Here is a 13,310-nt window from a genome sequence, read left to right as displayed (position 1 = left end):
TTAGGCGCTGCCGCGTATGCTGGGGTGCCATGAGGCTTGCAACATGGAACGTTAACTCAATTCGTACCCGCGTCGAACGCGTCATCGCTTTCCTTGAGCGCGCCGATATCGACGTCTTGGCAATGCAGGAAATTAAGTGCAAGCCCGAGCAATTCCCCGTCGAAGCCTTTCACGAGGCCGGCTATGAGGTGCGTATGCACGGCCTTAACCAGTGGAACGGTGTTGCCGTCGCTTCCCGCCTCCCAATCGTCTCAACCGAGGTCAACTTCCCCGGCCAGCCCGGCTTCGGCGATCCTGAGGTCGTTGAGGCTCGCGCGCTGGGAGTCACAGTCCTCGATGGAGACCAGGAAGTCACAACCTGGAGCCTGTACGTACCCAACGGCCGCGAGCTTGACCATCCGCACTACACCTACAAACTGCGCTGGCTTCACGCTCTTCTTGAAATCGGCGATACCTGGCTTGAACAGGGCCGCCAGATCGCGCTTGTCGGGGATTGGAATATTGCACCCTATGACCACGATGTCTGGGATATCAAGGCTTTTGAGGGACAAACACACGTATCCCAAGCCGAACGCGAGGCATTCTTTGCCTTTGCACAACACGGATGGGATGAAGTCACCCGCGAGCGCGTCTCCCAATACACCTACTGGGATTACCAAAAGCTTCGCTTCCCGAAGAACGAGGGAATGCGCATCGACTTCATCTACGCCTCGCCGCAATTGGCCGCGCGCGTGACCTCTGCTTCGATCGATCGAGATGAACGCAAGGGAAAGGGCGCCTCCGATCACGTTCCCGTGATCATTGACCTCGCATAGTGTGCAGGATTTCCTCGTTCAGGGCGCTCCAATTGTCGTGATGCCACGGGCCAAAAGGCTCTTCACCTAAGAAAACCGCACGTTCACCTGAAAGAGGATCAACCCACAGGAAAGAACCTGACTGCCCAAAGTGACCGAAAGTCTTTCCCGAGGAAGAGGGCGCAGTCCAATGCGCCTGCTTATCACCCTTAATTTCCACACCAATTCCCCAGGGACAGGGACGGAAATTTCCGTATCCGGGAACAATCCCATCCAGATGGGGGAAATGAACAGTGGTTGCCAGGTCAAGAAGTTCAGCACTGATCAGCGTCGGGCGAGATAGCTCGCGAGCAAAAAGCATGAGGTCTTCCGCGTGGGCATAGCCCGAATAGGCCGGAGAGCCTTCAACAGTGAGGCTTGTCAGCCCCAGTGGCTCAGCAATCGTTTCTTCGATCCAGCGACCAATCTCTGTGCCCGTGGCTTCTTCAAGCATATCCGCGGCCGCTTCAATTCCCGCATTGGAGTAGATCCTGCGGGTACCCGGTGGGCGTGTGATGCTGCGCTCCCCCATTGTCATTCCCGAGGCGTGGGAAAGCAGGTGCTCTAGCGTCACCCCCGGATAGGGAGCAGGCGCACTCAATGTGACGAGGCCTCGAAAGATCGCAATCAACGCTGAGTAGGCGGTAAAAAGTTTTGTCACCGAGGCGAGGGGGAAGACTTCCCGCGAATCCCCTGAAACAAGGGAAGCCCCCGCGTCGTTCTCCGCGAGAATCGAGGCGCGGAAGGGAACAGAAAGCAACTGCGAGGTCATCGACTACTTCGAGGAGCTCGAGTACTCCACGAGGAGCTGCTGGAAGGGCGCAGCCGCTTTGCGCGGAATCATCGATCCCAGGGCGAGAAGCTGCTCAGCGCTGTAGTGGAGCTCGCGAACGGCAAAGGCCAAGTACTTGACGATGAGCTCGCGGCTATCGAAACGCTCGCCGTCCCAACCGCCAAGGATCACCATGCCGTACCAGCGCTCGACAAGCCTACGAGTATCGACGGGGTTGTCCGGGTCGCGATCGGGCATCTTCTCTGCGAGGCGTTCGAGCAATTGCAGCATTGCTTCGACTCGATAGGAGAAGTGATCGTGTGCGGGGTGGCTTTCATTGACCGATTCGACGGTGAACACGCGATCCAAGTCGGTCATGATTTGGTTGTCGCTTGCAGCCGCAAGACGAAGATGAGCAGCAATCCACTCATTCATCGTGTCAACTTTGGCACCGCGCTCTTCCAGAACAAGTTGGTCAGCTTCGCCCTCGGCGCCTTCGCGGGTGACGACATCAACGTCGAAAATTCCGAAAGCATCTTCAAAAGCATGGATCACGTGTAGAACGAGGGCGTCCTTCGTTGGGAAGTGGTACATCACGGTCGGGTGCGAGACACCGATTTCATCGGCGAGGTCTCGCAGCGAAAAGCCGTAATAGCCGCGAGTTGATAATAGCTGCGCCGCACCACGGATGATTGTCGTCCGGGTGGAACGCCCAACGGAGTAGCTGCCTCGTTTCTTGCGAGTTGCTCCGCTTTGCACACCTTCGTCGTCGCTCACGGCTACCTCCTTCATTCTTCAGTTCTGCTCTGTTATTTGGGATAACTATTAGAGTCTATGCGAAAAAAATGGGTGGCGCGAAATTATCGCGCCACCCAAAGGTATTTTCGTGATCAACGACCTATGATCTCGATTTTCAGTTCTTCAAGATCATCGCTGACATCAATGAGGACCTGCTCTCCGTCTGTGAGTTCACCACTGAGGAGGAGCTTTGCCAAACGGTCACCAATCTCTCGCTGAATGAGACGACGCAAGGGACGAGCACCGTAAGCCGGATCGTACCCGCGCCTGGTCAGCCAGCCGCGAGCGCCTTCGCTGACGCTCAGACTAATGCGACGATCCTTGAGCCTCTCTGCCATGGAATCCACCAAGAGGTCAACAATTCCAGACAAATCATCGGGGCTGAGCGGGTCGAAAATAACCGTTTCATCCAGACGATTGAGGAACTCGGGCTTGAAGGAGGCGCGCACGACGTTCATCACGCCCTCGCGCTTTTCTTCGTCGCTGAGGTCCGGATCCGTGAGGAACATCGATCCCAGATTCGAGGTCAAGATCAAGATGGTGTTCCTGAAGTCGACAGTGCGTCCCTGCCCATCGGTTAGACGACCATCGTCCAAGACCTGCAAGAGAATATTGAAGATCTCAGGGTCGGCCTTCTCAACTTCGTCCAAGAGAACGACGCTGTAGGGGCGACGACGCACGGCCTCGGTCAGTTGACCGCCCTGTTCGTAACCAACGTATCCCGGAGGGGCACCGACGAGGCGCGCAACCGAGTGTTTCTCGGAATACTCCGACATGTCGATTCGAACCATCGCCCGTTCATCGTCGAAGAGGAACTCGGCCAAAGACTTGGCAAGCTCCGTCTTACCGACGCCCGTGGGGCCAAGGAAGAGGAAGGATCCGGTCGGCCTATTCGGATCGGACAGTCCGGCGCGTGACCGACGAACCGCGTCCGAGACCGCGCGAACAGCGTCCTTTTGCCCAATCAGGCGGTGGGCAATGACGTCTTCCATGTGGACAAGCTTCTCACTTTCGGTTTGAAGCAGTTTGCCCACGGGGATCCCGGTCCAGGATTCAACGACCTCTGCGATTTCGGTGGGACCAACCTTTTCGGCAATCATGGGTTCGACCGAATCGGAATTCTTCTCCTCGGCTTCAACCTTTTCTTCCTCTTCGCGAATCTGGCGTTCGATCTGGGGAATATCGCCGTTTTGGAGGCGGCCAGCCTCATCGAAACGACCCGCGCGGATTGCAAGTTCAAGCTGGGTGCGCAATTCATCCAATTGCACGCGCAGCTCACCGACGCGGTTGTGTCCGGCCTTCTCTGCTTCCCAGCGACTGGTGAGAGCAGACAGCTCCTCGTTCTTGTTCGCTAGGTCCTCACGCAGCTTCTCGAGGCGCTCAGCCGTGGCCTCGTCCAGACCGTCGGGGTCAGATTCGGTCAGGTAGGACTCTTCCATACGCAGGCGGTCCACCTGGCGACGCAGAACGTCGATCTCCTCAGGGGAGGAATCCAGTTCCATGCGCAGGCGGGAGGCGGCCTCGTCGATCAGGTCAATAGCCTTATCCGGAAGCTGACGGCCGGTGATGTAGCGGTCGGACAGCTGCGCGGCTGCAACCAGAGCGCCATCAGAGATGGTGATCTTATGGTGCGCCTCGTACTTGGGGGCAATACCACGCAAGATTGCAACGGTGTCCTCGACCGACGGCTCACCAACGAAAACCTGCTGGAAACGACGCTCAAGAGCCGGGTCCTTTTCGATGTTCTCGCGGTACTCATCCAAAGTGGTTGCGCCAACCATGCGGAGCTCACCACGGGCCAACATGGGCTTGAGCATATTGCCCGCGTCCATTGCCCCTTCAGAGCCACCACCGGCACCGACGACAGTGTGGAGCTCGTCGATGAAGGTGATGATTTCACCATCGGATCGTTCGATTTCATTCAGGACGGCCTTGAGGCGTTCCTCGAATTCACCGCGGTACTTCGCACCCGCAACCATCCCTGTCAGATCAAGAGCGATGAGCTTCTTGTTCTTCAGGGACTCGGGCACATCTCCGGCGACGATTCGCTGAGCCAGCCCTTCCACAACTGCGGTCTTACCAACGCCAGGTTCACCGATGAGAACAGGATTGTTCTTGGTTCGACGGGACAACACCTGGATCACACGGCGAATCTCGCTATCACGGCCAATCACCGGATCCAGTTTTCCTTGGCGAGCCACCTCAGTAAGGTCACGACCGTACTTCTTCAGGGCCTCGAAGGAGCCTTCAGGATCGGCGCTGGTAATAGGATCGGGACGAAGCTCATCCAGAGCCTTCTGCAAGCGATCTGCGGTTGCGCCGTTTTCGCGCAGGATTTCGCCTGCGCTATCGTCATTTGCTGCCAGCGCAATGAGAAGGTGCTCGGTGGAGACATAAGCATCTCCCTTAGCGTCTGCGCTTTTACGGGCATCGTTAATCACTTGGATCAGGCCGCGTGAAGTTTGCGGCTGAGCGACACTCGAACCGCTGGTTGAGGGTAGTGCCACCAGCGCATTGCGCGTACGCGCACCGATTTGCTGCGGGTTTACGCCGATTGCTTGAAGCAGGGAGTAGGCAATACCCTCACCCTGTTCAAGAAGTGCTTCCAAGAGGTGTAGGGAATCCACCTGCGGGTTCCCAGCGGCCTGTGCCGACTGGACCGCACTGCTCACCGCCTCTTGGGCTTTGCTTGTAAATTGTTCAGTCATCATTCCTCCTGCCGCTCGTAATGGGCGGCTTTTTTCGTTCTGACTTACACAACGTCAACAAACTTGAGTCTATTCCACTCAACTTTATTTTTCTTCGCAAATCAGCATTCGAGTGCACATTTCACAAAAAAGAGAAGAACGCTGAATCTGACGCCTCACACGCCAGCTCAGCGCTCTTCCACATAAGAGCAGTTTTAATGCGTACGACGCAGGTAAATACCCAGACCGATCACGCTCAAGCCCAGCATTCCAACAACACTTGACCACGTCATCGCGTCGGGAGCCTTCGACAGGGCCACAGACTCACTAAAGCCCGTCATTCCAACCATTTTCACGCCGTCGGGAGAACAACTCACAGTGTATTCACCAGGGGTAAGCCCGGAGACAGTCCACTGATTAAGAGTGACTTGCATCGGATGTTCGCCACCATCAGCGCCCCGCAAGCTACACGTCTGCGCATTCCCAGCGGTGATCTGCACGACGTAACCGCCACTGGAATCAACCGTCACGCTTTGACCATTGGACACCTCACGAAGGCTCGACTGCATCGCTGAGAAATCGGCGCCAGAGAAGGCAATAGCAAAGAAGAGCACGGGGGCACACACAACCGACATGACAATGCCGAGGAAAATCACCCAGCCTCCACGCTTACGCACACGTGGCGCAGTTGGCACGGAAGAGGGATCAACAGGCGTCTGCGCGGGTGGTGCGTAGCCCAGCGGCCCGCCCGAGGTACGCAAACGGATTCTTCCGGACTCTCCTTCACGAGGCAGTCGCCGGCTAGGATCGCCACTTCCCTGCACCGTGGGCAAGGCAGGGTCATCGGAAAAAGAAGATGAGGTCTCGGCAGAGGGATCGAAGCGAGCAAAGCGCGGGGTACGCGCGGGGGCAACGACCTCGCCGTACTGCTCCCAGGGAACCGCAGAAGGAGAGGAGGGGGCTGCGCTCTCTTGCGATTGATCCTGCCACTGCGGCGAACGGGCTCCGAAACGCGGCTGATCCTCAGCGGCCATCGCGATCCAATCGCGAAATCGTCGCACCTAGGCGTTCCTTGCGAAGCTCGTCAACACCTGGAATTTCAAGGGGCTCAAGCTCGTGTCCACAAGCGCGCTCAAGCAGCAAATCAGCCAACTGCGGATTGCGAGCAAGAACCGGCCCGTGCAGGTACGTGGCGATAATCGAACCCTGGACAGCACCGTCGATTGCTCGAGACTGCTGAGCGTCGCCCTCAGCACCTTGACGATCAGCGGGCAAGGTCGAATTGCCGTTACCGAAAAGAACCCTACCCAAGGGACGAGCGAGTGGCCCCAGGCGACTGCCACCACCGTGGTTCTCAAAACCCGTCAGGGGCTCGCTTAGCCCCTCAATTTCGGGTTGAACAACGAGTTCGCCAATGGAGCGCTTGCCCTGCGGCAAGGTCGTGAGATCCAAAAGACCCAGGCCAGAAACCTTGCGATTACGCGCATCCGTGTACCAGTGGCCAAGAATCTGCAGGGAAGCACAGATTGCAAGGAGGGGACGACCGGCCTCGACCGCACGCTTCAGACCAGAATCGGCCGTGAAGGTCTCAACTGCTAGCTCCTGAGCGGCGTCCTCTCCCCCACCGAGGGTGTAGATATCGAGGTCATCGGGGATTGCATCGCCCACGCCGACGTACTCGATCCGGGCATCGATTCCGCGGCGGCGCGCGCGCTCCGCCAAGACCAGAGCGTTGCCGCCGTCAGCGTAAGTCCCCAAGACCTCGGGAAGAAGAACACCAATTCGCAGTGCACTCATTCTGCTTCCTCCGCTTCACGATGAGAGTCCAAAACCCGCTTGAAATCACGCAAAGCCGTGTAGTTCAGCAGGATTTCAACGCGCCCAGGGGTGCATGCGCGAAGCGCTTCCATAGGCAGAGGGAAGAGTTCACAATGCACACCCGCATACTCCAAGCGCACCGCGAGATCAGCGCCGCGCTCACCGCAGGCGTAAACCTTGCGCGCTGGCGCACCCAAGACCGAGAAATCAACGTCCCACAGCCACGAGAGATCCTGGCCGTCAGCGACCTGGCCATTCACGGCAACGATCACCTGATCGACGGCCGGATCAATCATGTACATGGCTTCTTGCCAACCGGCGGGGTTCTTCGCCAGCATGAGTCGCGCCAGACGCCCGTGAATTTCATACGTCGAGTAGCGTCCCGCAACTTCTTCAACCTGCGACATCGCGCGGCACGCCGCCTGCGGGTCCACGCCCATCGCAACCGCCGCAGCCAAGGCCTCGAGAGCATTCGACAGATTCGCACGCCCCGGAAGGGACAAGCGAAGAGGAATGCGCAGCCCGTCCTTTCGGCACGCAACAGCGGCGGGGTGTGCAGCATCGGAGAGGTCTTCGTCTTCAAGCCACCACATCGGCTCGGGACGCTGGTATTTCTCCAGCCCTTCCTCACCCGAAACGGAGGTCAAGGGAACCACTCGCCACGAATCATCAGAGTGGATTACGCGCCCACCCCGAGGAAAAGCGGTCGAGTCCCCCATCCATGCATGTCCCGCAGCAACCCATTGAACATTGGGGCTATCCCAAGCAGCAGAGGCAATCAACGGATCGTCACAGTTGGCGATAACAATGCTGTCGGGATGCTCATTGACGGCCTTTCGCAGGCGACGCTCCACCGCGCCGATCTCGCCCACGCGATCCAGTTGGTCACGCGAAAGGTTCAGTAAAACAATCGCTTGAGGGTTAACGAAGCGACTCACCACTGGCATGTGCATTTCATCGACCTCGAGGGCAGCCAGCGGCGCGTGAGAGCGCATCAGAGCGGTCGTGATTCCCGGCGTCATATTGTCGCCGTTGGTATTGGAAGCAACCTCACCGATTGCAAAGAGAGCCGCGCGCAGCAGCCGAGTCGTGGTCGACTTTCCGTTCGTTCCAGAAACGACAGCGCTGCGGCGATGAGCAGCTAGATCAGCGAGCAGATTCGGGGCAAGTTTCAGCGCAACTTTGCCGCCGATCATTCCTCCCGATCCGCGGCCGAGCCGACGCGAAGCCCAGCTGGCGCCCTTCCCTGCAGCAATTGCCGCACGCGAACGCAAAGTCAATGAAGTCATGGAAACAACACTACATGCCTCCATGCTTCATAGCTTCTCCACAGCTTGGACATAATGCACACAGATTTGCCGTGGGCACAGTTAATGCCATGAACACGAACGCAGAACTCACCGCTCGAAGCGCAGCAGGCACCCAGGCCTCGGCTATGAGCGCATACGCCACCTCGGCGATGCACAAGGCGACCCAAGCTATCCGCGCCAATGCACGAGTCCTGCGTTACCTGGCCTCGTCGCTTTCTTCCACCGCTGTGGACTACACGCTGCTCCTGATCCTTAACGCGACGATCGGCGGCGTCTTCTTGCCGGTCGCACTGGCCAGGGTCTCTTCGTGCACGATGAATTACACAATGAACCGCAAGGTTTTCAATGCACGAGGCGGAGTTGTGGCAACCGCAATCCGTTACGCGATCATGGCGGCGAGCATGATGACCATGTCCTACCTGATGATTCAGGCTTTGGTTTCCGCCGGAATGGCGCTGTGGATGGCCTCGCTGACTGCAAACAGTTCCTTGTTCATCGTGAACTACCTGGGTCAGAACTTCTTCGTCTTTGGCACCTTGGCTGACTTCCGCGTCTTCATTACCGAGGCCGCCGCTTCCGCAAGCGTCTTCGCTTCCCGGGCAGCAACTGTGTGTGCTTGCGCAATCCGCGGCATTGTTGCTCGCCTGCGCGGACGCGAGCTGGTTTTAGCCGCCTAACTCTCATAACGAAAAACGGGGAGGTATCTTGCGATACCTCCCCCTACTCGTCGCCTCGAGGACCATCACCCGAGGGACGAGCTATCGTGAAACCACAACGGTTCCTTCGATAACCCGAACTCCTTCGGGTGACGCTTCAATGAGCGCGCGGACTCGCTGGTTACCAGCGGGCCTCCACGCGACCAGACCGTGATTCCTGACGGGCACCATGCCGCGCCGAGTCTCCTCGCTGCGCCGCGCATGTGCACGACGCATGGGGCGAATCTGACCATCCGGGCTTGCGACAAAAACTCTGTCGAAGACGGGTTCAAATTCTTCGACCCTTTGGGCCAAAGCGTCGCGTTGCGCTCGCAGGCGATCAACTTCGTCCTCCAGCTCCATGATCCGCTGGATACCGGCCAAGTTGATTCCCTCTTCCTGGCTGAGGCGTTGAATCTCCTTCAGGCGCTCGACATCGCGTCGGGTGTAGCGCCTCCCGCGGCCCTTCGTACGCAGGGGCGTGACAAGGCCGATTCGGTCGTATTGACGCAAGGTCTGCGGATGCATTCCCGCAAGCTGTGCTGCAACGGAAATCACGAAGGTCACTTCATCTTGATGTCCCATCACGCACTCACCTTCTTCACAAGTTCTGCACGAGGATCACCTTGGTCTAGACCATCAGCCAGCGCCTTGATCGAGTCAAGTTGCTCAGGAGTGAGGTCCTTGGGGACCACCACACTGATGGTTGCCAAGAGGTCACCCGTCTCCTTCTTCGTGGCCACTCCGCGTCCCTTCAGGCGCAGGGTGCGACCAGAATCAGAACCGGCAGGGACCTTGACAGTGACGGTCGAACCGTCGATCAAGGGAACTTCAACCTTGGCGCCCAGCGTGGCCTCGGCAAAGGTCACGGGAAGGGTCATGCGAAGGTCGTTACCCTCGCGGCTGTAGACCGGATCCTCCTCGACGTGGATGGTGACGATCAGATCGCCAGTGGCTCCGCCGTTAAGCGAGGCCTTCCCCTTGCCGCGCAGTCGCACGCTCTGCCCGTCCTTGATTCCCTTGGGAACCTTGACGGTCATGGGCTTACCGGAGACTGCCAACTTGATGTTGACTCCACTCAGGCTCTGCCTGAGCGTGATGCGCGTTGAAGCATGCAAGTTTTCACCCTTTTGAGGCGCTTGCTGGTAGGACGCTCCGTGCGCGCCGCCGAAGTCACCGAATTGAGAGGCACCCGCGAAGGGTGAGGACCCGCGCGAAGAGCCTCCACCAAAACCGCCGAAAGCGCCCAGGATGTCGTCCAGGTTGATACCCGCGCTGCCGTTGGTGGCAAAACGAACGTTTCCGCCGTTTCCACCGCCGAAAGCACCGAAGATATCTTCAAAGTTCACGCCGGATGCTCCGGAGCCACCGGCACCGCCGCGGAAACCGCCGGCGCCCATCGCGCGAATCGCATCGTATTGCTGGCGCTGTTCAGGGTTGGACAGGACCGTGTAGGCCTCGCCGATTTCCTTGAAGCGCTCTTCAGCTTCGGGGTTGCCCTTGTTCTGGTCGGGGTGCCAGGTGCGCGCAAGTTTGCGGTAGGCCTTCTTGATTGTGGCCTCATCAGCATCCTTGCTTACGCCAAGAACCTTGTAGAAATCCTTTTGGAGCCAATCTTCTCCACTCACTGCGCGTCACCTCCTTTTTTGACTCTGCAGTTCGTTGAATGTTCCTTATTCAGGGTTGTACACCAGGACTTTCGCCGCGCGGATAATGATGTCTCCGCGACGATATCCAGATTGCAAGACCTGTCCCAAGACCGGGTGATCCACGTCAGCGCTGGGCTGAGCCATGAGCGCCTCGTGAAGCATGGGGTCGAAATCGTCCCCCTCGTCTCCGAAACGTTCCAGCTCGAAGCGCGTGCGAAGCGTGTCTTCCAGCTTGTTCGCGATAGAGGCGAAGGGACCGTCGTTGAGATCTCCGTGCTTGCGCGCGGCCTCGATATCGTCCAAGACACCGATCATGGCTTCCAACACTTGGTCGCGCCCGGACTGGACGTGGCCGGCAACGGATTCCTTGGAACGGCGAACGAAGTTCGAATATTCCTGGTTCAGGTTGTACAGGTCTGCGTGGGCGCGGGCGAGTTTTTCTTCCGCCTGCGCCACTTGGTCGAGAGCCTTGGACAGTTCGCTGTCTTCGAGCTGCTCTTCAAAGTCCGACATATCGACCTCGCCCATTTCCTCACCCTGAGTGCTTTCCGAGGCCGCGGCTGCGTGTGCAGCTGCGCTCTCCTGAGCGTGAGGCTGGGCGTCGCCCGGGGTGGCCGGCTGAGAGCCGACCACCGGATCCTGGGCGTCGTCGGAAGTATTCGTGGGCTCGGTGCTCACTTGTCGTCCTCATCCACGACTTCGGCGTCGATGACGTCGTCATCGGAGGAGGAGGAAGACTGCGAAGCGCCTGCTTCAGCGGCGGCCTGAGCAGCCTGAGCGTTCTGATAGACCTCCTGGCCGATCTTCATCGCGGACTGGTTGAGCTTCTCAACGGAGCTCTTGACAGCCTCGATGTCGCTGCCCTTGAGGGCCTCCTTCACGGCGTCAAGGTCACCCTGGACTTCCTGGCGGGTCGCTTCGGAGACCTTGTCGGCGTCTTCCTTCAGGGTCTTCTCGATGGTGTAGACCAGCTGCTCTGCGGAGTTACGAATCTCAAGCTCCTCGCGGCGCTTCTTATCGTCTTCTTCGTGCTGAGCGGCCTCGTTGACCATGCGCTCGATCTCTTCCTTGCTCAAGGCGCTACCGCCGGTGATGGTCACCGCGGTTTCCTTGCCGGTTCCAAGATCCTTCGCGGAGACGTGAACGATACCGTTTGCGTCGATGTCGAAGGTCACTTCGATCTGGGGAACGCCACGCGGTGCGGGAGCGATTCCGGAGAGCTCGAAGTTACCGAGCGACTTGTTGTCAGCGGTGAACTGACGCTCGCCCTGGAAGACCTGGACCAGAACCGAGGTCTGGCCGTCGGCAGCGGTCGAGTAGACGCGCGACGCCTTGGTCGGGATTGCGGTGTTGCGCTCGATGACCTTGTCCATGACACCGCCCATGGTCTCAATGCCCAGAGACAGAGGAGTCACGTCGATCAGCAGAACGTCCTTGCGGTCGCCCTGGATGACGCCGGCCTGCAGGGCTGCGCCAACTGCGACGACCTCATCGGGGTTCACGCCCTTGTTGGGCTCGCGGCCACCGGTGAGCTTCTTGACCAGTTCGGCAACGGCGGGCATACGGGTGGAGCCGCCAACCAGGACGACGTGGTCGATCTCGCTAACGGAGATTCCGGCGTCCTTAATGACCTTCTCGAAGGGGGTCTTGGTGCGCGCGAGCAGATCCTCGGTCATTTCTTCGAACTTCGCGCGGGTGAGGGTCTCGTCCAAGTGGACGGGGCCATCAGCAGTGACCGAGAGGTACTGCAGCGAGATGTTCGTGCTCATGGCGCTGGACAGTTCCTTCTTGGCCTGCTCAGCTGCTGCACGCAGACGCTGAAGAGCAACCGGGTCCTTGGAAAGATCTGCGCCGTCCTTGGACTTAACCTGCTCGATCAGCCAGTCAACGATGCGCTGATCCCAGTCATCGCCACCCAGGCGATTGTCGCCGGCGGTTGCGCGGACCTGAATGGTGGAGAAGCCGTCGTCGTCCTTGCCGATTTCCAGCAGGGAGACGTCGAAGGTACCGCCACCGAGGTCGAAGACCAGGATGAGTTCGTCTTCCTTACCCTTTTCGAGGCCGTATGCCAGTGCCGCTGCGGTGGGTTCGTTGACGATACGCAGGACGTTCAGGCCTGCGATCTGACCGGCATCCTTGGTTGCCTGACGCTCCGCATCGTTGAAGTATGCGGGGACGGTGATGACCGCGTCGGTGACGGGTTCACCGAGGTAGTCTTCCGCGTCCCTCTTGAGCTTGGAGAGGATTCGTGCGGAGATTTCCTGAGCGGTGTACTTCTTATCGTCAATGCTGACGGTCCAGTCAGTCCCCATGTGGCGCTTGACCGAAGAGATGGTGCGATCAACGTTCGTGACCGCCTGACGCTTGGCGATTTCGCCAACCAGGACTTCGCCGGTCTTGGAGAAAGCAACGACCGAGGGGGTCGTACGTGTGCCTTCTGCGTTTGCAATGATTGTGGGTTCTCCGCCTTCGAGCACTGCAATAGCGGAGTTCGTGGTACCGAGGTCAATACCTACTGCGCGTCCCATAATGAGTTTCCTTTCATCAAAGCGTGGTGGAAATTGTCGCCGAGGCGATACCGCGCTTTGTACGTCTTCTGTTGTGGTGGCCGAGGATGTCGACCTCCAGACCACCTTGAGCCTGTTGCACTCAAGTTTAGGGATCAAGTCTCATGCCCGCAAGCGCTACACCCAACCTTGAGTCTGACATACTCAACTTCTTTTGGAGGGTTTTATTCCCTGTTTTCCA

The 13,310-nt window shown here is 58.5% G+C and carries 12 protein-coding genes; 2 read left to right on the top strand and 10 right to left on the bottom strand.

Annotated features, from left to right (window positions below; all coding sequences use genetic code 11):
• The first annotated feature begins 29 nt into the window (after positions 1-29).
• Positions 30-815, top strand: a complete 786-nt coding sequence (locus tag BQ8011_RS03210) for an exodeoxyribonuclease III (RefSeq protein WP_072457338.1) — start codon at positions 30-32, stop codon at positions 813-815.
• Here BQ8011_RS03210 and BQ8011_RS03205 read toward each other — a convergent pair.
• The 6 genes from BQ8011_RS03205 to BQ8011_RS03180 form a co-directional block, all read right to left on the bottom strand.
• Positions 799-1,605 carry a serine hydrolase domain-containing protein gene (locus BQ8011_RS03205; RefSeq protein ID WP_072457336.1) on the bottom strand — a complete coding sequence of 269 codons (807 nt, stop codon included), beginning with the start codon at positions 1,603-1,605 and terminating at the stop codon, positions 799-801. The two genes, BQ8011_RS03210 and BQ8011_RS03205, sit on opposite strands and share 17 nt — an antisense overlap.
• Before the next feature lie 3 nt (positions 1,606-1,608).
• Complete coding sequence (locus BQ8011_RS03200) at positions 1,609-2,382, bottom strand: TetR/AcrR family transcriptional regulator (protein ID WP_231945361.1); 774 nt, start codon at positions 2,380-2,382, stop codon at positions 1,609-1,611.
• Positions 2,383-2,495: 113 nt separating this feature from the next.
• Complete coding sequence (gene clpB / locus BQ8011_RS03195; protein ID WP_072457856.1) at positions 2,496-5,111, bottom strand: ATP-dependent chaperone ClpB; 2,616 nt, start codon at positions 5,109-5,111, stop codon at positions 2,496-2,498.
• Between the two features lie 194 nt (positions 5,112-5,305).
• Positions 5,306-6,151, bottom strand: a complete 846-nt coding sequence (locus BQ8011_RS03190) for a hypothetical protein (RefSeq protein WP_231945360.1) — start codon at positions 6,149-6,151, stop codon at positions 5,306-5,308.
• Entirely contained in the window at positions 6,114-6,887 is a 774-nt protein-coding gene (locus BQ8011_RS03185; protein WP_072457332.1) for a type 1 glutamine amidotransferase, read from the bottom strand. The genes BQ8011_RS03190 and BQ8011_RS03185 overlap by 38 nt, the downstream gene beginning before the upstream one ends.
• Complete coding sequence (locus BQ8011_RS03180) at positions 6,884-8,197, bottom strand: MurT ligase domain-containing protein (protein WP_197678559.1); 1,314 nt, start codon at positions 8,195-8,197, stop codon at positions 6,884-6,886. The genes BQ8011_RS03185 and BQ8011_RS03180 overlap by 4 nt, the downstream gene beginning before the upstream one ends.
• 89 nt (positions 8,198-8,286) lie before the next feature.
• On the opposite strand from BQ8011_RS03180, the gene BQ8011_RS03175 reads away from it, so the two are divergent.
• Positions 8,287-8,895, top strand: coding sequence for a GtrA family protein (locus BQ8011_RS03175; RefSeq protein ID WP_072457855.1), 609 nt, complete (start codon positions 8,287-8,289; stop codon positions 8,893-8,895).
• A gap of 81 nt (positions 8,896-8,976) precedes the next feature.
• Here BQ8011_RS03175 and BQ8011_RS03170 read toward each other — a convergent pair whose 3' ends face one another.
• The 4 genes from BQ8011_RS03170 to dnaK are packed head-to-tail and all read right to left on the bottom strand — an operon-like array spanning position 8,977 to position 13,090.
• Positions 8,977-9,498, bottom strand: coding sequence for a heat shock protein transcriptional repressor HspR (locus BQ8011_RS03170; RefSeq protein ID WP_072457330.1), 522 nt, complete (start codon positions 9,496-9,498; stop codon positions 8,977-8,979).
• A complete protein-coding gene (locus tag BQ8011_RS03165; RefSeq protein ID WP_072457328.1) occupies positions 9,498-10,541 on the bottom strand; it encodes a DnaJ C-terminal domain-containing protein in 1,044 nt (347 codons plus the stop codon). The genes BQ8011_RS03170 and BQ8011_RS03165 overlap by 1 nt, the downstream gene beginning before the upstream one ends.
• A gap of 45 nt (positions 10,542-10,586) precedes the next feature.
• Complete coding sequence (locus BQ8011_RS03160; protein ID WP_072457326.1) at positions 10,587-11,240, bottom strand: nucleotide exchange factor GrpE; 654 nt, start codon at positions 11,238-11,240, stop codon at positions 10,587-10,589.
• Positions 11,237-13,090 (bottom strand): molecular chaperone DnaK, encoded by a 1,854-nt coding sequence (gene dnaK, locus BQ8011_RS03155; protein WP_072457324.1) that lies wholly within the window; start codon positions 13,088-13,090, stop codon positions 11,237-11,239. The genes BQ8011_RS03160 and dnaK overlap by 4 nt, the downstream gene beginning before the upstream one ends.
• Positions 13,091-13,310 lie beyond the last annotated feature (220 nt).

Source organism: Actinomyces marseillensis, assembly GCF_900155605.1.
Lineage (GTDB): Bacteria > Actinomycetota > Actinomycetes > Actinomycetales > Actinomycetaceae > Pauljensenia > Pauljensenia marseillensis.
The sequence above is the reverse complement of the archived record's forward strand: the minus strand, read 5'-3'. Positions and strand labels throughout refer to the sequence as shown.